The sequence below is a fragment of the Streptomyces huasconensis genome (assembly GCF_021028635.1).
Lineage (GTDB): Bacteria > Actinomycetota > Actinomycetes > Streptomycetales > Streptomycetaceae > Streptomyces > Streptomyces huasconensis.
In genome coordinates this window covers 7,679,994-7,700,402 of sequence record NZ_CP086119.1, presented here as the reverse complement: position 1 = coordinate 7,700,402, position 20,409 = coordinate 7,679,994, and the positions used below count along the sequence as shown (strand labels likewise).

Annotated in this window: 2 protein-coding genes; both read right to left on the bottom strand. The window is 75.3% G+C overall.

The features are described from left to right. Positions 1–88 precede the first annotated feature (88 nt). Positions 89–292 (bottom strand): MbtH family protein, encoded by a 204-nt coding sequence (locus J2N69_RS34200; protein WP_067045059.1) that lies wholly within the window; start codon positions 290–292, stop codon positions 89–91. Positions 293–423: 131 nt separating this feature from the next. After that, positions 424–20,403 (bottom strand): non-ribosomal peptide synthase/polyketide synthase, encoded by a 19,980-nt coding sequence (locus tag J2N69_RS34195; RefSeq protein ID WP_269075650.1) that lies wholly within the window; start codon positions 20,401–20,403, stop codon positions 424–426. Between the last annotated feature and the right edge of the window lie 6 nt (positions 20,404–20,409).

Sequence of the window (20,409 nt, the reverse complement as noted above, 5' to 3'; positions counted from 1 at the left end):
ACGGCTGTGGGTGTGTGTGTGGGGGGGGGAGGGCGCGCCGGGCCGGCGCGGTCGCGGCCGGCCCGGCGTGCGGATGCGGGTGGGCCGGTCAGGCGCCGGCGTTCTCCATGCGCTCGCGCAGGCTCTTGGGCCGCATGTCGGTCCAGACCTCGTCGACGTAGGCGGAGCACTCGGCCTCGGTGCCCTCCTTCCCGACGGGCTGCCAGCCCGCGGGCACCTCGATGTCGGCGGGCCAGAGCGAGTACTGCTCCTCGTCGTTGCGCAGCACCTGGTAGCGGGTGTTCTCGTCCATGTCGCCTTCTTTCGTCGTCGTGCGTCGTTCGGTTCGGCGTTCGGTTCGGGTGGGTTCAGGGGGTGATCGGGGTGCGCGAGGACCGTGCCGTGCGGTCTGCCGGGGCGGTGCCTCGTGGGGGCGGAGTGGTGTCACCGGCCTCCTCGGGCGTGCCGGGCGAGGTGGCGCAGGGCCTCGGCGAACTCCTCGGCCGCCCGGCGCACGGCCGCCGTGTCGTGCAGGTCCGGCCGGTGGTGCCAGGTGAAGGCGAGTCGGCCGTGCTGCACCGCGCCGACCACCTCCACCGGGTGCGAGCCGGGATCGCGCGGGTCGTGGTCCTGTCCGAAGGAGCCGTGTTCGGCACGGACCAGGCCGCCGTCCGCTGTCTCGGGGCGCGCGTCCCACTGGCCGAGGTAATTGAACACCACCTGGCTGTGGGCCTGGGCGCCGAGGCGTTCACGGACCTCGGGCGGGCCGAAGGTGCGCAGGGCGCCGTAGCCGATGCCGTTGCCGGGCACGCCGCGCAGCTGGCGGCGCACCGACTTCACCAGGGCCCGCCAGTCGCGGTCCGGGCCGAGGCCGGCGGGGTCGGGCACCTGGACGGCGACCGGGTAGACGGTGGTGAACCAGCCGACGGTGCGTGAGAGGTCGACGCCGTCGAGCAGGTCCTCCCGGCCGTGGCCCTCCAGGTCCAGGCGGACCCGGTCGTGGCCGGTCCAGCGGGCCAGGGCGAGGGCGAGCGCGGCGAGCAGGACGTCGTTGACCCGGGTGCGGTAGGCGGTGGGCGCGGCGCGCAGCAGGGCGGTGGTGTCGTCCTCGTCGAGTCCGACGCTCACCGTGGCGGCCGCCGGGCCGCCGTCACCCGTCGCCTCAGCCGGGTCGGCCGGGGCGGGTTCGGCGCCCACCGTCTGCTCCCAGTGCGGCAGTTCGTGGTCGAGTCCGCCTTCGGCGACGTGCGCGGCCAGGCGCCGGGACCATTCGCGGAAGCTGGTGCCGCGCTCGCCCAGGGCGACCGGCTCGCCCTGGAGTGCCTGGCGGTAGGCGCTCTCCAGGTCGTCGCGCAGGACGCGCCAGGAGACGGCGTCCACCACCAGGTGGTGGGCGACGAGGAGGAGGTACGCGGGCCGGTCCGGGTCCCCGGTGAACAGGGCCGCCCGCAGGTGCGGGCCGTGGGCCAGGTCGAATCCGGCGTGGAGTTCGTCGGCGGCCTTCGCCATCGCCGCGTCGGCGTCCTCGGCGGACAGACCGGTCAGGTCATGGCGTACGAGGATGTCGTCGCCCGCGGCGGGCGGCGGGTTGAACTGCCGCCAGCCGTGCTCGTCCCGGGTGAAGCGCATGCGCAGGGCGTCGTGGTGCTCCAGCAGGGCGTCGAGTGCGGCGCCCAGGGCCCGCGGGTCGGGGCGGCCGTCGAGTTCGAGCAGCGCGGACTGGTTGAAGTGGTGGTGGGCGGCGCGGGGTGTGGTGAGGAACCACTCCTGGATCGGGGTGAGCGGTACCTCGCCGGTCACCGGGCCGTCGTCGGTGCGCCGGGGCGCGGTGCGGACCACGGTGGCGAGTTCGGCGACGGTCTGGTGGGTGAACAGGTCCCGGGTCGCGACGTGCAGTCCGTCGCGGCGCAGCCGGGAGACGACCTGCATGCTCAGGATGGAGTCGCCGCCGAGCGCGAAGAAGTTGTCGTCGGCTCCGACCTCCTCGATGCCGAGCACGTCGGCCCAGATACGGGCGACGCGGCGCTCGGTGTCGGTGCGCGGCGCGGTCCGCGGGCCGTCCGCGGCCTGGACGGCGGGTCCGGGCGCGGGCAGCGCCCGCCGGTCGGTCTTGCCGTTCGGGGTGAGCGGCAGCCGGTCGAGGCGCACGAAGACCGACGGCACCATGTGCGGTGGCAGCGACCCGGCCAGGTGCAGCCGCAGGTCGGCGATGGGCAGGGCGGTTCCGGACGCCTCCGTGCCCTGGGTGCCGGTTCCGGACGGCTGTGCCGGTACGACGTACGCGACGAGTCGGGCCGGTGCTCCTGCCCCCTCCCCCGCGCGGACGGCCACGGCCGCGTCCCGCACCAGGGGGCTGCGCCGCAGGGCGCTCTCTATCTCGCCCGGCTCGATCCGGAAGCCGCGCAGTTTGACCTGGTCGTCGGCGCGGCCGGCGAACCGCAGTCGGCCGTCGGCGGTCCAGCGGACCAGGTCCCCGGTGCGGTACATCCGCTCCCCCGGCGCGCCGAACGGGTCCGGCAGGAAGCGTTGGGCGGTGAGCCACGGCCGGCCCAGGTAGCCGCGGGCGAGGCCGGGTCCGGCGATGTACAGCTCGCCGGTGACGCCGGGCGGTACGGGGCGCAGGGCGGCGTCCAGTACGTACACGCGGGTGGCGCCGGACGGGCCGCCGATGGTCGGCGTGCCCGTGCCGGGGGTCAGCGGGCCGGTCCAGGTGGCGACGACGGTGGCCTCGGTGGGGCCGTAGGAGTTGACCATGCGGCGGCCGGGGGCCCAGGTGTCGACCAGGTCGGCCGGGCAGGCCTCGGCGCCGACGATGAGCGTACGCAGGTGGGGCAGGGCGGCGGCGGTCTCCGGCGGCAAGGTGGCCAGTGCCGCCGGCGGGATCAGCGTATGGCTGACGCGCCGTTCGGTGAGGACTTCCGCCAGCCGCTCCCCGACCAGGGGCCCTTCCTCGCCGGTCACGAGCGCGGCCCCGCTGAGCAGCGAGACGCACAGTTCGAGGATGGACGCGTCGAAGCTCGGGGAGGCGAACTGGAGTACCCGGTCGCCGGGGCCCGCCGCGTACTGCTCCGCGGCCGCCGCGGCGAAGGAGGCGAGGCCCCGGTGGGTGATCACGACGCCCTTGGGTGTGCCGGTGGAGCCGGAGGTGTAGATGACGTACGCGGGGTGGGCGGGGGTGAGCGCGGTGGCGCGGTCGGCGTCCGTGAGTGCCGTGTCCGGTCCCTCGGTGGACCACACCGCTGCCGGGTCGTCGAGGACCAGGTGGGCGCACGCGTCCCGGATCATGAACTCCCGCCGCTGCGGCGGATAGTCGGGGTCCACGGGCAGGAAGGCCCCGCCGGCCTTGGTGACGGCGAGCTGCGCCACCACGGCCGCCGCCGAGCGCGACAGCGCGAGGGCCACCACGCGCTCGGGTCCGACGCCGTCCCGGACGAGCCGGTGGGCGAGCCGGTTGGCGGCCCGGTCCACGTCGGCGTACGTCAGCTCCCGCTCGCCGTCGATCAGCGCCACGGCGTCCGGGGTGCGGGCCGCCTGCCGTTCGAAGAGGGCGGGCAGGGTGGCTTCGGGCACCGGGCGGAAGGTGCCGCGGCCCTGTGCCAACAGGTTCTGCGCCTCGCTGTCGGAGGACAGCGGCAGTGCGCCGAGCGGGCGGTGGGGGTCCTCGGCGACGGCGTGCAGCAGGGTGCCGAGCTGCCCCGCCATCCGTTCGGCCGTGGCCGCGTCGAACAGGTCGGTGTTGTAGGTGAGCAGGGCGTGCAGCTCGCCGGAGTCGGTCTCGGCGAACTCCACGGTGAGGTCGAACGCGGCCTGCTCCGACTCCGGTTCGATGTCGGTGACGTCCAGGCCGGGCAGGTCGAGGGTGACGGCCGGGGTGTTCTGGAGGACGACCATGACCTGGAAGAGCGGGCTGCGGCTGGTGTCGCGGACGGGCTGCACCTCGTCCACGACTCGTTCGAACGGCACGTCCTGGTGGGCGAAGGCGTCCATGACGGTCTGCCGTACGTCGCCGAGGAACGCGCTGAACGGCCGGTCGGCCTCCGCCCGGGAGCGCAGCACCAGGGTGTTGACGAAGAAGCCGACGAGGCCTTGTGTCTCGGGCCGGTCGCGGCCGGCATTGACGGTGCCGACGGTTATGTCCTCGCTGCCGGAGAGCCGGGCGAGGTAGCTCTGGGCGGCGGCCACGAGCGTGGTGAACAGGGTGGTGCCGTGGTCGCGGGCGAGCCGGGTGAGCCGCCGGGCGGTGGGGGCAGGCACGACCAGCCGGGTGGTCGCGCCGGCGCTGGTGCGCACCGCGGGCCGGGGCCGGTCGGTGGGCAGCTCCAGCGGTGTGGTGTCGGCCAGGTGCTCCTTCCAGTAGGCGAGGTGCTCGTCGGCGTCGGTGTCGCCGGTGGTGCGCTGCCAGTGGGCGTAGTCGGCGTACTGCACCGGCAGCGGGGCCAACTCTCCTTCCGTGGCGCCGAGTTCGGCGCGGTAGAAGTGCGTGAGGTCACTGAGCAGGACGGAGGTGGACCAGCCGTCGGTGACGATGTGGTGCAGGGCGAGGGTCAGTACGTGATCGTGCTCGGCGAACCGGAGCAGGCCGGCGCGCAGGAGTGGGCCCTCGCGCAGGTCGAAGGGGCGGAGGCGTTCCTGGGCGAGCAGGCGGCGCGCGGCCTGTTCCCGCTCCCCCGCGTCGTGTCGGGACAGGTCGTGGACGGGCAGGGGTACGTCCTGGGGCGGGTGGACGCACTGGATGCCATGGCCGTCGACGCTGTCGAAGGTGGTGCGCAGCGACTCGTGCCGGGCCACCACGGAGCCGAGGGCGGCGCGCAGCGCGTCGGTGTCCAGGGTGCCGCGCAGCCGCAGGGCGAGCGCGGTGACGTACTCGGCTCCGTCCGGTTCGAACTCGTGGAGGAACCACAGGCGTTGCTGGGCGTGGGACATGGGGGCGATCGCGTCGCGGGCGACCGGGACGAGCGCCGGGCGGCCGGAGCCCCGCCGGCCGCCGAGCAGCCGGGCCAGGGCGGCCGGGGTCGGGTGGGTGAAGACCGCGCGCGGCGAGAGGTCGGTGTCGAAGGCCTCGGCGAGGCGGGAGGCGAGCCGGATGCTGAGGATCGAGTCGCCGCCGAGCTGGAAGAAGTCGTCCTCCACGCCGGGCGGTTCGCTGCCGAGGACCTCGCCGAAGACGTCCGCCGTGCGGCGCTCGGCCTCGGTGCGGGGCGCGATCCGCTCGCGGCCCGGTACCGCGTCCGGCGCGGGCAGGGCGGCCCGGTCGACCTTGCCGTTGCGGCTGAGCGGCAGCGCGGTGAGCGGGACGACGGTGGTGGGCACGAGGTAGTCGGGCAGGGTGCGGGCGGCGAACGCCCGCAGTTCCTCGCCGTCCTGGCCGGCCGGTCCGACGACGTAGGCGACGAGCCGCTTGGCGCCGGGGCGGTCCTCGCGGGCCAGGACGGCCACGTCGATGACGTCCGGGTGGGCGGCGAGCGCGGCCTCGACCTCGCCGGGCTCCACCCGGAAGCCGCGGATCTTCACCTGGTCGTCGGCGCGGCCGAGGAACTCGACGGTGCCGTCGGGGCGCCGCCGGGCCAGGTCGCCCGTGCGGTACATGCGGGTGCCGGGAGGGCCGAGCGGGTCGGCGAGGAAGCGGGCGGCGGTGTCGCCCGGGCGGCCCAGGTAGCCTCGGGCGAGGCCTTCGCCCGCGAGGTACAGCTCGCCCGGGCAGCCCGGTGGTACGGGCCGCAGCCGGCTGTCGAGGACGAGCGCCCGCATGTCGTCCAGCGGCCGTCCGATGGGGATGGTGCCGGGCACCGCTGCCGGGTCGGTGAGGGCGAAGGAGGTCGCGAAGGTGGTGGTCTCGGTGGGGCCGTAGCCGTCCACGACGGTCAGGCCGGGGCAGGCGTCGAGGACGCGGCGCACGGCCGGTGCCGGTACGACGTCACCGCCGGTCCACAGCTGCGTGAGGCCGCGGAAGCAGTCGGGCGCGTCCTGGGCGAGCAGCCGGAACAGTCCGGCGGTCAGCCACAGCGCGGTCAGCCCGCCGGCGGCGACGAGTCGGCGCAGCGAGGCGGCGTCGACGGTGCCGTCCGGGGCGACGACCACGCAGCCGCCGTTGAGGAGCGGCGCCCACACCTCGAAGGTGGCGGCGTCGAACGCCACCGGCGAGTGCAGCAGCACGCGGTCGCACACCCCGTCGGTGAACCGGCCGTCGGTGGCCAGCGCCGCCACGTCGCGGTGCCGCACCGCGACCGCCTTGGGCAGGCCGGTGGAACCGGAGGTGAACATCACGTAGGCGAGGCGGTCGGGGTCAATGGTCGCCGCGGGCCGACCGTCTCGCTGCGGGGTCCCGGGCCGGGCCGCCGCTACCTCCACGGCGGTGAGCCGGCGGGTGGCGCCCGCCTGGGCGAGCAGGGTGCGGCGGCGTTCCTCGGGGGCTCGGGTGTCGACGGGGACGTAGGCCCCGCCGGCCAGGAGGACGGCGAGCTGGGCCACGACCAGTTCGGCGGAGCGGTCGAGGAGCAGCGCTACCCGGTCCTCGGGGGACAGCCCGTCCGTCCGCAGCCTGGCGGCCAGCGCGTGTGCCCAGTCATGGAGTTGGCGGTAGGTCAGCTGGCGGTCGCCGTCGTGGACCGCGGGTGCGTCCGGGGTGCGTCGGGCCTGCTGCGCGAACAGGTCGACGGGGCTGCGCGGCGCGGTCGGGCGGGCGGTGGTGTTCCAGGCGGCCAGCAGCTCGCGGTCGGCCGGGGCGAGCACGTCCAGGCCGGTCAGGTCGGTGTCGAACCCGTCGGCGAGGGCGGTGAGCAGCCCGGCCAGGCGGGCCGCCGCGCGCTCGGCGGTGGCGAGGTCGAAGAGTGCGGGGTCGTAGGCCAGGTCGAAGCCGAGGTGTTCGGCGAGGTGGGCGCGGAGGCACCAGGGGAAGGTGGTGGCGTCGTCGGCGCGGACCTCCTCGACGCGGACCCCGGTGCGGGCCGTCGCCGACTCGTCCACGGGGTAGTTCTCGAACACCACCATGCTGTCGAACAGCGCCTCGCCGGACGGGATGTCGCTCACCGCCTGGATGCGGGGCAGGGCGAGGAAGTCGAAGCGGCGGGCGTCGCTCTGCCGTTCCTGGAGGTCGCGCAGCCACGGCAGCACCGGCCCGGCGGGTATGCGGACCCGGCTCGGCACCGTGTTGATGAACATGCCGATCATGCCTTCGACGCCGGGGAGTTCGGCCGGGCGACCGGAGACGGTGGTGCCGAAGACGACGTCGTCGCGTCCGCCTGAGCGGGCGAGGAGCAGCGCCCAGGCTCCCTCCACCACCGTGTTCACGGTCACTCCCGCGCGGGCGGCACTCTCCCGCAGCCGCCGTGAGCTGTCGGCGTCCAGTTCGTGGTGGACGGCCGCGGCGGAACGGGCGCGGTGGGCCTCGGCGGGCGTGCGGTCGTACGGCAGCGGCGTCCTGGTGGTGAACCCGGCGAGGGCGTCGGCCCAGTGCCGTTCCGCAGCCGTCTCGTCCTGTTCCCGCAGCCAGTGCAGGAAGTCCGCGAAGGGCCGCCGCACGGGCGGCGCCTGGTCGGGGCCGCCCGTGAGCGAGGCGTAGCGTTCGCACACCTCGGTGAGCAGCTGCCCTGTGCTCCAGCCGTCGAGGACGATGTGGTGGGTGGACCACACGAGGAGCACCTCGTCGCCGGGCAGGGCGGCGAGGGCGAGCCGGGTGAGCGGCGCCGTGCCGAGGTCCATGCCGGCCGCGCGGTCCTCGGCGAGCAGCCGCTCGGTGGCGTCGGCGCGCTCGGCAGGGGTGAGCGCGCGCCAGTCGAGGTGGCGGACGGGCAGTTCCGCGTGGCGGTGGACGACCTGGACCGGGTGGGGCAGGCCGTGCCAGTGGACGCTGGTGCGCAGTGCCGGGGTGCGGTCGGCCACCTGCTGCCAGGCGGCGGCGAAGGCCTGCGGATCGGCGACGCCGGAGAGTCGTACGGCCGTACGGTCGAAGTAGGCGTGCTCGGTGTCCACGAGGCCGTGGAAGAGCATGCCGGACTGGAGTGGGGTGAGCGGCAGGACGTCCTCGACGTGCCGCCCCGCACCCACGAGCCGGTCGAGCTGGTCCTGGCCGAGGTCGGCGAGGGGGAAGTCGGAGGGGGTGCGGCCGCCCGCCTCGGGGCGGGCGCAGTGCGCCACGATCTCGCGCAGGGCCGCGAGCATGTCCTCGGCGAGCCGCTCGACGGTGGCCTGGTCGTAGACGGCGGCCGGGTAGGTCCAGCCGAGTTCGAGCCGTCCCTCTTGGACCACTCCGGTGATGTCCAGGAGGTAGGGGCGGGGTTCGTCGGGGTCGGTGTCCCGGCCGGCCGGGGGCAGGGCGCCGCGGAACAAGCCGTCGGCGGTGTCCGCGTCCCATTGGCCGTGGTAGTTGAAGCCGACCTGCGGGGCGGGGGCCGTGGCGAGCGGGCTGTCGGGCACGAGGTGGCGCAGGGCGCCGTGGCTCAGGCCGTGCAGCGGCACGGCGCGCAGCTGTTCCTTCACCGAGCGGAGGGTCTCGTGCCAGCCGGCGTCCGGGGTGACGCGCAGGGCGAGCGGGAACTCGGCGGTGAACCAGCCGACGGTCCGCGACAGATCCACGTCCGCGAACAGCTCCTCCCGGCCGTGGCCCTCGACACCGAGCAGGACGGTGTCGCGTCCGCACCAGCGGGCCAGGGTGCGGCCGAGAGCGCTGAGCAGGACGTCGTTGACCTGGGTGCGGTAGGTCGGGGGGACCTCGCGCAGCAGGGCGTCGGTGGTCCGCTCGTCCAGAGTGACGGTGAGGGTGGTGGCGGTGCCGTGGGTATTGGGGCCGGGCTGTCCTGCGGGCAGTTCGGCCGGTGCCGTGCCGGTGCGGGTCCAATACGGCAGGTCGGCTTCGAGTGCGCCGGAGCGGGTGTGCCGGTCGAGCCGGGCGGCCCAGCGGCCGTAGGACGTGCCGGTGGGGGGCAGTTCCAATGGCAGGCCGTCTGCCGCCGCCCGCTGGGCGGTCTCCAGATCCGCGAGCAGGATGCGCCAGGAGACGCCGTCGATGACCAAGTGGTGAACGGTGACGACCAGTTGCCCACGTCGGTCCGGGCCGCCGTCGAAGAACAGGACGCGGACGACCCGTCCGGCGGTGGGGTCGAGGGCGGCTTGCGCCTCGTCCGTGAGCCGCTGGACCTCGGCCTCCAGGGCCATGTCGTCCAGGTCCGCCACGTCGTGCCGGGTGAAGACGCCGTCCGGTGCCTCGGGCAAGACGTCCTGGCGCCAGCCGTCGGCGGTGCGGCGGAAGCGCGTGCGCAGGGCGGCGTGGTGGCGTACGAGTGCGTCGGTGGCGGCCCGCAGCGACGGCCCTGTGGCGCCCGGGGCGAGTTCGAGGCGCTGGGTCATAGTGAAGCGGAGCGGCTGGCCGGGTTCGCGGCCGTCCAGGTACCAGCGCTGGATCGGGGTGAGCGGTGCCTCGGCCGGCTCCTCGACGGTGTCCTGCGCGGGTGCGGACTCCCGTACGCACAGGGCGAGTTCGGCGACCGTCTGATGGCGGAAGACGTCCTTGGTGGCGAGGGCGAGACCGGCCTGCCGGGCGCGGGAGACGATCTGGATGCTCAGGATGGAGTCGCCGCCGAGCGCGAAGAAGTTGTCGCGGGCGCCGACGCGTTCGACGCCGAGCACCTCGGCCCAGATCGCGGCCAGGCGCTCCTCCGTGCCCGCCCGGGGAGCGACGTACGGCGTGCCGCTGTCGGGCTGTGCGGGCGGGGCGGGCAGGGCGCGCCGGTCGGTCTTGCCGCTGGTGGTGCGCGGGATGCGGGTCAGCGGGACGAACGCGGCGGGCACCATGTGGTCGGGCAGGGTGCGGCGCAGCGTGAGGCGCAGGGCGTCGGCGGAGGGGACGCGGTCGGTGGCGGGCACGATGTAGCCGACGAGCATGAGGCGGCCGGCGTTCTCGCGGGCGGCGACCGCGGCGTCGGCGACGTCCGGGTGGTCCAGGAGGGCGGCCTCCACCTCGCCGGGCTCGACGCGGAACCCGCGGATCTTGACCTGCTCGTCGGCCCGGCCGAGGAATTCCAGGAGTCCGTCGCGGTCCCAGCGGGCCCGGTCTCCGGTGCGGTACATGCGCTCGCCGGGCGCGCCGAACGGGTCGGCGAGGAAGCGGGCGGCGGTGAGTCCGGGCCGGTTCAGATAGCCGCGGGCCACCTGCGCCCCGGCCAGGTACAGCTCGCCGGGCGTGCCGGGCGGCACCGGGCGCAGGGCGGCGTCGAGGACGTACGCGCGCAGGTTGCCGCCGGGACGGCCGATGACCGGGCGGTGCGGCTGGTCGGCGCAGCGGCCGTAGACGGCGTCGACGGTGGTCTCGGTGGGGCCGTACATGTTGTACACCGCCACGCCGAGGTCCTGTTCGGCGCGGACGAGGTCGCGCCACCCGGCGGGGGTGACGGCCTCACCGCCGACGAGCAGCAGGCGGGGGTGGTGGCGGTCGGCGGCGAGCAGTCCGGCGGAGGTGAGTTCGCGCAGGTAGGAGGGGGTGACGTTGACCAGGTCGAGGCGGTCTTCGGTGACCTGGGCGCAGAACGCCCGCGGGTCCAGGCGTACGTCCTCGTCGATCAGGTGGACCTCGTGGCCGAGGGCGAGGAGCAGCGGTCCTTCCCAGGAGGTGTCGAAGGAGAAGGAGGCGCTGAGCGCGGCCCGCAGCCGCCGTCCGTCGGCGGTGTGCGGGGCGAGCAGGCCCGCGCGGTGGTCGTGGCAGAGGTTGACCAGGTTGCGGTGTTCGACGGCGACGCCCTTGGGGCGGCCGGTGGAGCCCGAGGTGTAGATGATGTACGCGGTGTTCTCGGGCAGCAGGGGCCGGACGCGGTCGGCGTCGGTCGGGTCGTGGGCGGGGAGCCGGTCCCAGGGCACCGCGTCCAGGCCGGTCAGCAGGGTGTGCGGGCGGGCGTCGGCGAGAAGGAACTCCTGCCGTTCGGCGGGGAGTTCGGGGTCCAGGCAGAGCAGGGTGGCGCCCGCCTTGAGGACGGCGAGCACCGTCACCATCAGGTCGCTGGTGCGCGGCAGCCGGACGGCGACCACGTCCTCGGTGCCCGCGCCCTGGGCGATGAGGTGGTGGGCGAGCCGGTTGGCGCGCCGGTTCAGGGCGGCGAAGCCGAGCGTGGTGTCGCGGGCGGCCAGGGCGGTGTGCTCCGGGGTGCGGGCGGCCTGTGCCTCGAACAGGGCGGGGAAGGTGGTGTCCGGCTCGGGCAGGCGGATGCCCTCGCCCTGGCGCAGTACGCGGTGCCGCTCGTCGTCGCTCATCAGCGGCAGCCGGTCCACGCTCCGCCCCGGGTCCGCGGCGATGGCCTCCAGCAGGACGCGCAGCCGGGCGGCCAGGCGTTCGGCGGTGCCGGCGTCGAACAGCCCGGTGTTGTACTCCAGGTGGCCGGTGAGTCCGTCGTCGCCCTCCACGAAGTCGAACGCGAGGTCGTACGTGGCGGTGCGCACGGGCGGGGTCACCGGCTCCGCCGTCAGGCCGGGCAGCCGGGGCGGTTCGGCGCCGAGGTTGTGCAGGGCGACCATGACCTGGAAGAGCGGGGTGCGGCTGGTGTCCCGTTCGGGCTGGAGGGCGTCCACCACGCGCTCGAAGGGGACCTCTTGGTGGGCGAACGCGTCCAGGACGGTGTCGCGCACCTCGGTCAGCAGCTCCCGGAAGGGCACGCCGGGGCGGACGCGGGAACGCAGCACCAGCGTGTTGACGAACATGCCGACCAGGTCGTGCAGTTCGGCCCGTTCGCGTCCTGCGGTGACGGTGCCGACGGTGACGTCCTCCTGGCCCGCCCACCGGGCGAGCAGCGCCTGACAGGCCGTCACGAGCGTCATGTAGAGGGTGGCGTCGGCCTCCCGGGCCCGATCGCGCAGCCGCTCGGCGAGCGCGGCGGGCAGCGTGAAGGTCAGCAGGGCCCCGTCGCGGGTACGGACGGCCGGGCGCGGCCGGTCGGTGGGCAGCTCCAACGGGGTTATGCCGTCCAAGGCCTGGCACCAGTAGGCGAGTTCGGCCTCGGCGCGGTCGGCGCGGGAACGCTGCCAGGCCGCGTAGTCGGCGTAGCGGACGGGCAGCGTGGGCAGCTGCGGGCGGCGGTCCTCGAGGGCGGCCGCGTACAGCTCCCCCAGGTCCCGGGCCAGTACGCCGACGGACCAGCCGTCGGTGACGATGTGGTGCACGGCCAGGACGAGGACGTGGTCCTCGGCGGAGAGCCGGGCCAGGCGGGCCCGCAGCAGAGGGCCCGCGGCCAGGTCGAACGGGGTGGCGGCGACCTGCTCCACGAGGCCGTCCAGGGCGGTGTCGCCGTCCGGGAGGTCGAGCAGCGGCAGGTCGACGGGCCGGGCCGGGTGGACGATCTGCCGGGCCCGGCCGTCGTGCTCGGCGAAGGTGGTGCGCAGCGCCTCGTGCCGGGCGACCAGGCCGTCCAGGGCGGCGCGCAGGGCGGCGGTGTCCAGCGGGCCGCGCAGGCGCAGCACGGACAGGGTGGTGAACTCCGTGCCGCCCGGCTCGAACCGGTCGAGGAACCACAGGCGTTGCTGGGCGTACGACAGGGGCGCCGGGGTGTCCGGGTCGGCGGCCGGGATGACGTCGGCGTCCTCCGCGCCGCCCGGCTCGCCCAGGGCGGCGGCGAGGTCGCGGAGCGTGGAGTGGGTGAACAGCAGCCGGGGCGAGACGTCCGCGCCGAAGGCGGCGCGCAGCCGGGAGGTGACGCGGACGGCGAGGATGGAGTCACCGCCGAGGGCGAAGAAGTCGTCGTCGGCACCGACCTCGTCGGTGTCCAGGACGTCCGTCCAGGCGGCGGCGACGAGCCGCTCGGCAGGGGTGCGCGGCGCGGTCCGCGGGCCGTCGGCGGCGAAGCCGTCGGGTCCCGGCGCGGGCAGGGCGCGCCGGTCGAGCTTGCCGTTGGCGGTGAGCGGCAGCGCGGCCATCGGCACGTAGGCGGCGGGCACCATGTGCGCGGGCAGCAGCCCTTCGAGGTGGGCGCGGAGTTCGGCGGCGGGCGGCGGTGCGGCACCGTCCCCGCGCTCCCCGGCGCCGGTTCCGGTTCCGACGACGTGGGCGACAAGCCGCCGCGTCCCCGCGGCATCCTCGTACACGCCCACGACGGCCGCACCGACGCCCGGGTGGGCGTGCAGGGCGGCCTCGATCTCGCCGGGTTCGATGCGGTAGCCGCGGATCTTGACCTGCTGGTCGGCGCGGCCCAGGTACTCCAGGGTGCCGTCGGCCCGCCAGCGGGCCCGGTCTCCGGTGCGGTACATGCGGGTGCCCGGCCGGCCGAAGGGGTCGGCGAGGAAGCGGGTCGCGGTCAGTCCGGGCCGCTTCAGGTAGCCGCGCGCGAGGCCCTCACCGGCCACGAACAGTTCGCCCACGGCGCCCGGCGGCACCGGCTGGAGCGCGTCGTCGAGGACGTAGAGGCGCAGGTCGGGTATCCCGGTGCCGATGGGGCTCGCGGCGGCGCCGGGGCGGGCGGCCAGGCCGCTGTCCAGGCCCGCGTAGGTGACGTGGACGGTGGTCTCGGTGATGCCGTACATGTTCACCAGGCGCGGCGCGGTGTCCGGGTGGCGGGCGTACCAGTCGGTGAGCCTGCCCACGTCGAGCGCCTCGCCGCCGAAGATGACCGTGCGCAGTGCCAACCGGTCGCCGACGGCGGGGAGTTCGGCGTCCGCGCGGATCAGCGGGTAGAACGCGGACGGCGTCTGGTTGAGGACGGTGACCCGCTCGTCGGCGAGCAGGCGCAGGAAGTCCTCCGGGGAGCGGGCGGTGTCCTCGGGGACGATCACGAGCCGGCCGCCGTGCAGCAGCGGCCCCCACAGCTCCCACACCGAGAAGTCGAAGGCGTATGAGTGGAAGAGCGTCCACACGTCGTCGGCACCGAAGCCGAACCACTGCCGGGTGCGGGTGAACAGCCGGACCACGTTGGCGTGCGGGACGACCACACCCTTGGGGCGGCCGGTGGAGCCGGAGGTGTAGATGGCGTAGGCGGGGCTTTCGGGCAGTGCGCGCCGGGCCGGGCCCGCGGCCGGGCGGCGGGCCAGGTCGGCGCGGACCTCGGGGTCGTCGAGGAGCAGCCGGGGCACGTCCGGGTCGGCCGCCGTGGTCTGCCGCGTGGTGACCAGCGCGACCGGTGCGGCATCCGTGAGCAGGTGCCGGACGCGCTCCTCGGGCAGCCGGGGGTCGACGGGCAGGTAGGCGGCGCCGGTCTTGAGGACGGCGAGGACGGCTACGACGAGGTCGGTGGAGCGGGGCAGCGCGAGGGCGACGAACGTCTCGGGTCCGGCGCCGAGTTCGGCGAGCCGGTGGGCGAGGCGGCTCGCCCGCGCGTCCAGGGTGGCGTAGTCGAGCCGTTCGTCGCCGCAGGTGAGCGCCTCGGCGTCGGGGGTGCGGGCGGCCTGGGCGGCGAACAGCGCGTCCAGCGTGTCGGCGGGCCTGCCCTCCTCGGTGCCGTTCCACTCGGTGAGCATCCGCCGCCGCTCCTCGGCGGTGGTCCAGGCGAGGGAGCGCACGGGCCGGTCGGGGCCGTCGGACAGTTCCGTGAGCAGCAGGCAGAGCCGGTCGGCGAGGGTGCGGACGGTCGTGGCGTCGAACAGCTGGGGGTCGTAGGCGAGGTCGAACCCGAACCGCTCGCCCTGGTAGGCCCGCAGCACCAGCGGGAAGTTGGTGGCGTCCCGGGAGGAGACGTCGGCCAGGCGTATCCCGGTCGTGGCCGAACGCGCCTCGTCGAAGGGGTAGTTCTCGAAGGCCACCATGCTGTCGAAGAGGGGGCTGCCGGCCGGTACGTCGCTCAGCGAGGTCAGCTCGGCGAGGGACACCTCCGCGAACCGCCGTGCCTGCGCCTGTTCCTCCTGGAGGTCCCTGAGCCAGGCGGCGGCGGTGCGGCCGCCGTCCACGCGGACGCGGGTGGGCAGGGTGTTGATGAACATGCCGACCATCGACTCGGCGCCGGGCAGGTCGTCGGGCCGTCCGGAGACGGTGGTGCCGAACAGCACGTCCCGTTCGGCGCTGTAGCGGGACAGGAGCAGCGCCCAGGCGCCCTGCACCACGGTGCCGAGGGTGAGTCCGGCCGTCCGCGCGGTGTGGGCCAGGCGGGTGGAGACGTCGTCGGACAGCGCACACGTGTGCACGTCGGCCGACCGGGTCTCGTGGCCGGGGCGGCGGGCGCGGTCGACGGGGAGCGGGGTGGGGGTGGCGAATCCGTCGAGGACGGTCCGCCAGTGGGCGTGGGCGGCCTCGGTGTCCCGGCCGGCCAGCCAGCGCACGTAGTCGCCGAACGGCCGGCGCGCCGGGGGCCGTGGTTCGCTGCCGGTGGTGAGTGCCGCGTACTCCTCGGACACCTCGGTGAGCACCTGGGCGAGGCTCCAGCCGTCCAGGATCAGGTGGTGGGAGGTCCACAGGAGGTGCAGCCGGGCGTCGGGGAGGCGGACGAGGGTGAGCCGCATCAGGGGCGCGGTGCCGAGGTCGAGGCCGCGGGCAAGGTCGTCGGCGCGCAGCCGCTCCAAGTGCTCGGTCCGCTCCGCCGCGTCCAGGTCACGCCAGTCCAGCTGGACGACGGGCACCTCGACACGGCGGTGCACGACCTGGAGCGGCACCGGGACGCCCTCCCACACCACGGATGTGCGCAGGGCGGGCGTGCGGTCGGTCACGCGCTGCCAGGCCAGGGCGAGGGCGTCGGGGTCGCTCACACCTTCAAGGAGCAGTGCGGCCTGGTCCACGTACACGTCGTCCTCGCCACCGACAAGGCGGTGGAAGAGCATGCCTTCCTGGAGCGGGGTGAGCGGCAGCAGGTCCTCGACGTCCCGGCCGTCACCGACGAGCCGGTCCACACCGGCCTGGTCGAGGCGGGCCAGCGGGAAGTCGGAGGGTGTACGTCCGCCCGTGCCGGGGCGGGCGCAGTGCTCGGCGATGGCGGTGAGCGCCCCCACCATGCCCGCGGCCAGGTCCCGGACGGTGTCCTCGCGGTGGACCTGATCGCTGTAGTGCCAGGTGATCTCCAGTTGGCCGTCGGTCACCAGGGCGGACACGTCGAGGAGGTGGTCCAGCGGCGCCTCGGGGTCCATGTCCCGGCCGGGTACGTCGGCGACGGGCGCGAAGTCACCTCCGGCGGACGCCTCCCACTGCCCGTGGTAGGTGAAGCACACGTCGGGCAGCGGCAGTTGGCCGAGCGCACGGGCCTCGGGCGCGGGTGAGCCGAGGTGACCGAGCGCCTGGTAGCCCAGGCCGCGGCGGGGTACGGCGCGCAGCCGCTCCTTGACGGACTTGAGGGTGGTCCCCCAGTCGTCCGGTCCGGCCGGGGTCAGGGTGACCGGGTACTGGGTGGTGAACCAGCCGACCGTACGTGACAGGTCGGCGCCCTCGTCGAGTTCCTCTTCCCGGCCGTGGCCCTCCAGGGCGACGGTCACCCGGTCGGCGCCCGTCCAGTCGGCCAGTACGCGGCCCAGCGCGCTCAGCAGCACGTCGTTGACCTGCGTGCGGTACGCGCCCGGCACTCGCCGCAGGAGTGCCTCGGTGGTGTCGCGGTCCACGCGCGTACGGACGGTGCGCACGGACCCGGCGAGCGGGGTGCCGGGCAGGTCGACGGGGAGCGGGGTGCGTGGCTCCGCCGTCTCCCGCGTCCAGTGGGGCAGGTCGTCGTCGAGGTCGCCGGCCCGGACCCGTTCGGTGAGGGTGCGCGCCCAGTCGGCGAACGGCGTGTGCTCGGCCTCCGGCTGCGGTTCCTCTCCGGCGGCCGCCTGGCGGTAGGCGTGCTCCAGGTCGGCGAGCAGCACGCGCCAGGAGACACTGTCCACAGCCAAGTGGTGCGCGGTGAGGAAGAGTTGCGGGCGTTCCCCGCCGGGCAGCAGGGCCGCGCGCAGCAGGGTTCCGGTCGCCGGGTCCAGGGCGGCGCGGGCCGCTTCGGCGGCTTCGGCGGGCGTCGTCTCGGGGTGGTGGCGGGTGAGCAGGCCGGTCGCCGGGCCGGTGCCGGGGTGCTGCCGCCAGGTGCCGTCGGTGCGGGTGAAGCGGGTGCGCAGGGCCGGGTGGCGGGCCACCACGGCGTGCAGCGCCCGGTCCAGGGCCTGCTCGTCGAGGTCGTACGGGAGGTCGAGCAGCATCGACATGGCGAAGTGCCGCAGCGGCCCGTGCGTGGCGAAGAACCACTCCTGTACGGGGGTGAGCGGAGCGGGCCCGTCCGTGTGCGGGCGGCGGGGCGCGGGCACGGCGGCGGTGCGGCGGGACGCGGCGACGGCGAGGTCGGCGACCGTCTGGTGGCGGAAGACGTCCTGCGAGCCGATGTGCAGGCCCGCCGCGCGGGCGCGGGAGACGGCCTGGATGCTCAGGATCGAGTCGCCGCCCAGCTCGAAGAAGTTGTCCGTGACGCCGACCTGGGCCACCCCGAGCACCTCGGCCCAGATGCCGGCCAGGGTCTCCTCGCCGGGGGTGCGCGGGGCGACGAACTCCCGCTCCTCCGCGGTGTTCTCGGGCGTCGGCAGGGCGCGGCGGTCCAGCTTGCCGCTGGTGGTCAGCGGCAGCGCGTCCAGCGAGGTGAAGGAGGACGGCACCAGCGCGTCGGGCAGCGTCTCGCGCAAGGCTGCCCGCAGGTCGGCGGGGGCGGGCCGGGAAGCGCCCGGCGCGGGGACGACGTAGGCGGCGAGGCGGGTGTGGCCGTGCGCGTCGGGCAGGGCGACGACCGCGGCGGCGGCCACGGCGGGCAGCGCCAGCAGGGCGGCCTCGATCTCGCCGGGCTCGATGCGGTGGCCGCGCACCTTCACCTGGTCGTCGGCGCGCCCGAGGTAGTCCAGGCGGCCGTCGGCGGTCCAGCGGGCCAGGTCGCCGGTGCGGTACATCCGCTCCCCGGGGCCGCCGAACGGGTCGGGCAGGAAGCGGGCGGCGGTCAGCCCCGGCCGCCCGGCGTAGCCCCGGGCGAGCTGGCCGCCCGCGAGGTACAGCTCGCCGCCGACACCGGGCGGCACCGGGCGGAGCCGGTCGTCCAGTACGTAGGCCCGTACTCCGGGCAGGGGGCGGCCCACCAGCGGGCGGTCGCCGCCGTCGATGCGGCAGGACAGCGCGTCGACCGTGCACTCGGTGGGGCCGTAGAAGTTGTGGGCGGCCACGTCCGGGTGGGCGGCCAGCTCGCGCCAGAGCGCGGGGCCGACCGCCTCGCCGCCGAGCATGAGGACACGGGGGTGGTGCCGGGGGTCGGTGAGCAGTCCTGCGGGCAGCAGTTGCCGCAGGTAGGACGGGGTGACGTCGAGGAAGTCGACACGGTGTTCGACGACGTACTCGACGAGGGCGGCCGGGTCCATGCGGGTGGTCTCGTCGACGAGGTGCAGCGGGTGGCCGTCGGCCATCAGGAGCACGCCTTCGAGGGAGGTGTCGAAGGAGAACGACGCGGTGAGCGCGACCCGCAGCGGGCCGCCACCCGCCTCGGCGACGAACCCGGCCCGGTGGGCGGCGAGCAGGTGCGCCGCCGCGCGGTGGGTGACGGCGACACCCTTGGGGCGGCCGGTGGAACCGGAGGTGTAGATGACGTACGCGGTGTGGTCCGCCAGCAGCGGGGCGCGCCGGTCGGCGTCGGTGGGGTCGGTGCCGGGGGTCTCGGCGGGTACGGCGCGCAGGGCCGGTTCGTCGAGGACCAGGGCCGGGCGGGCGTCGTCCAGCAGGAACCGGACCCGTTCCTCCGGGAGGGCCGGGTCGAGGGGGAGGTAGCCGGCGCCGGACTTCCAGACGGCGAGGATCGCGACGATCATGTCGGCGGTGCGCGGCAGCCGCAGGGCGACGAGCTGTTCGGGCCCGGCGCCGTGGGCGATGAGGTGGTGGGCGAGCCGGTTGGCGCGGGTGTTGAGCGTGGCGTAGTCCAGCCGTTCGCCGCCCGCGACGAGCGCGAGGGCGTCAGGGGTGCGGGCCGCCCGGCGTTCGAACAGCTCGGGGTAGGAGGTGTCCGTGGCGGGGAGCGGGGCGGGGTTCCAGTCGTGGACGAGGCGGCGGGTCTCCTCCTCGGACAGCAGGGGCAGGCTGCCCAGCGGGCGGTCCGGCTCGGCGCAGGCGCCGTCGAGGAGGCGTATGAGCTGTCCGGCCATCCGCTCGGCCGTGGCCGGGTCGAACAGGTCGGTGCGGTACTCGAGGAGGCCGGTCAGGCCGTCGCCGTCCGGCACGAACTCGATGCTCAGGTCGAAGGTGGCCGCCTGCCGGGGAACGGTGACCGGCGTGGTGGTGAGGCCGCGGGGGGCGGTGGCGGCGGGCGGGTCGGGGTGCAGCAGGACCATCACGTCGAACAGCGGGTTGCGGCCTGCCTCGCGGGGCGCGCCCACCGCCTCCACGATGCGTTCGAACGGCGTGTCGCCGTGGGCGAAGGCGTCGCCCACGGTCTCGGCCGCGCGGGCGAGCAGGTCGCGGAAGGTGCCGGACGCGTCCACCGGGGTGCGCAGGACGACGGTGTTCACGAAGAACCCGACGGTGCGTTCCAGGTCGGTGCGGGAGCGGCCGGGCGTGAGGGAGCCGACGGTGATGTCGTCCTGGCCGGACCAGCGGGCCAGCAGTGCCTGGGCGGCGGCGACGAGGGCGGTGTGCAGGGTGGTGTGCTGCTCTCTCGCGAGGTCGCGCAGGCGCGCGGCCAGGCGGGCCGGGACGGTGAAGGCGCTCACGGCACCCTCGCCCGCCTCCTCGCCGCGCCGGGGCCGGTCCAGGGGCAGCTCGGGCGCGCCCGCCCCGGCCAACCGCTCGCGCCAGTGGGCGAGTTCACCGTCCAGTCGCGCGCCCGAGAGGCGGGCACGCTGCCACACCGCGAAGTCCGGGTACTGCGTGGCCACCGGCGGCAGGTCGGGCGCGGCGCCCTGCGCGAGGGCGTCGTAGGCGGTGCACAGCTCGTCGAGGACGACGCCCATCGACCAGCCGTCCGTCACGATGTGATGGGCCGTCAGCAGCAGAACGTGTGAGGTCGCGGACTCGCGCAGCAGCAGGGCGCGCAGCAGCGGGCCGCCCCGCAGGTCGAAGGGCCGGGCGTACTCGGCCAGGAGGTCCTTGTCCAGGTCACCGGCGTCCCGGACCGGCAGCGGCACCGGGCCCGCCGGGTGCACGCGCTGCGCCGGGCGGCCGTCGGTCTCCTCGAAGGTGGTGCGCAACGCCTCGTGCCGGGCCACGACGGCGGTCAGGGCCGCGGCGAGCGCCTCCTGGTCCGGTGTGCCGGTGAGGCGGAGCGCGACCGCGCTGTTGTAGCGGGCGTCGCCGGGGCGCAGCTGGTCCAGGAACCACAGCCGCTGCTGCGCGAAGGACAGCGGCAGGGGGCGGTCCCGGTCGGCGCGCGGGATGCCCTGCCGGGCGGCCGGGGCGGCGCCGGCCGCCCGGCCCGCGAGCCGTCGCCGCAGCGCTTCCCGCATGTCCTCGGGCAGGGCTTCGGCACGGGCCTGCCGGGAGGGACGGGCCGGACGTGCGGAGTCGGCGGGGCCCGAGGCGGAGTTGGCGGCGGAGTTGTTCGAAGGGGTCGAAGACGTCATGGTCGT

Coding starts and splice junctions, on each gene's coding strand:
- J2N69_RS34200 (WP_067045059.1), bottom strand. CDS start 292: ATGGACGAGAACACCCGCTACCAGGTGCTGCGCAACGACGAGGAGCAG.
- J2N69_RS34195 (WP_269075650.1), bottom strand. CDS start 20,403: ATGACGTCTTCGACCCCTTCGAACAACTCCGCCGCCAACTCCGCCTCG.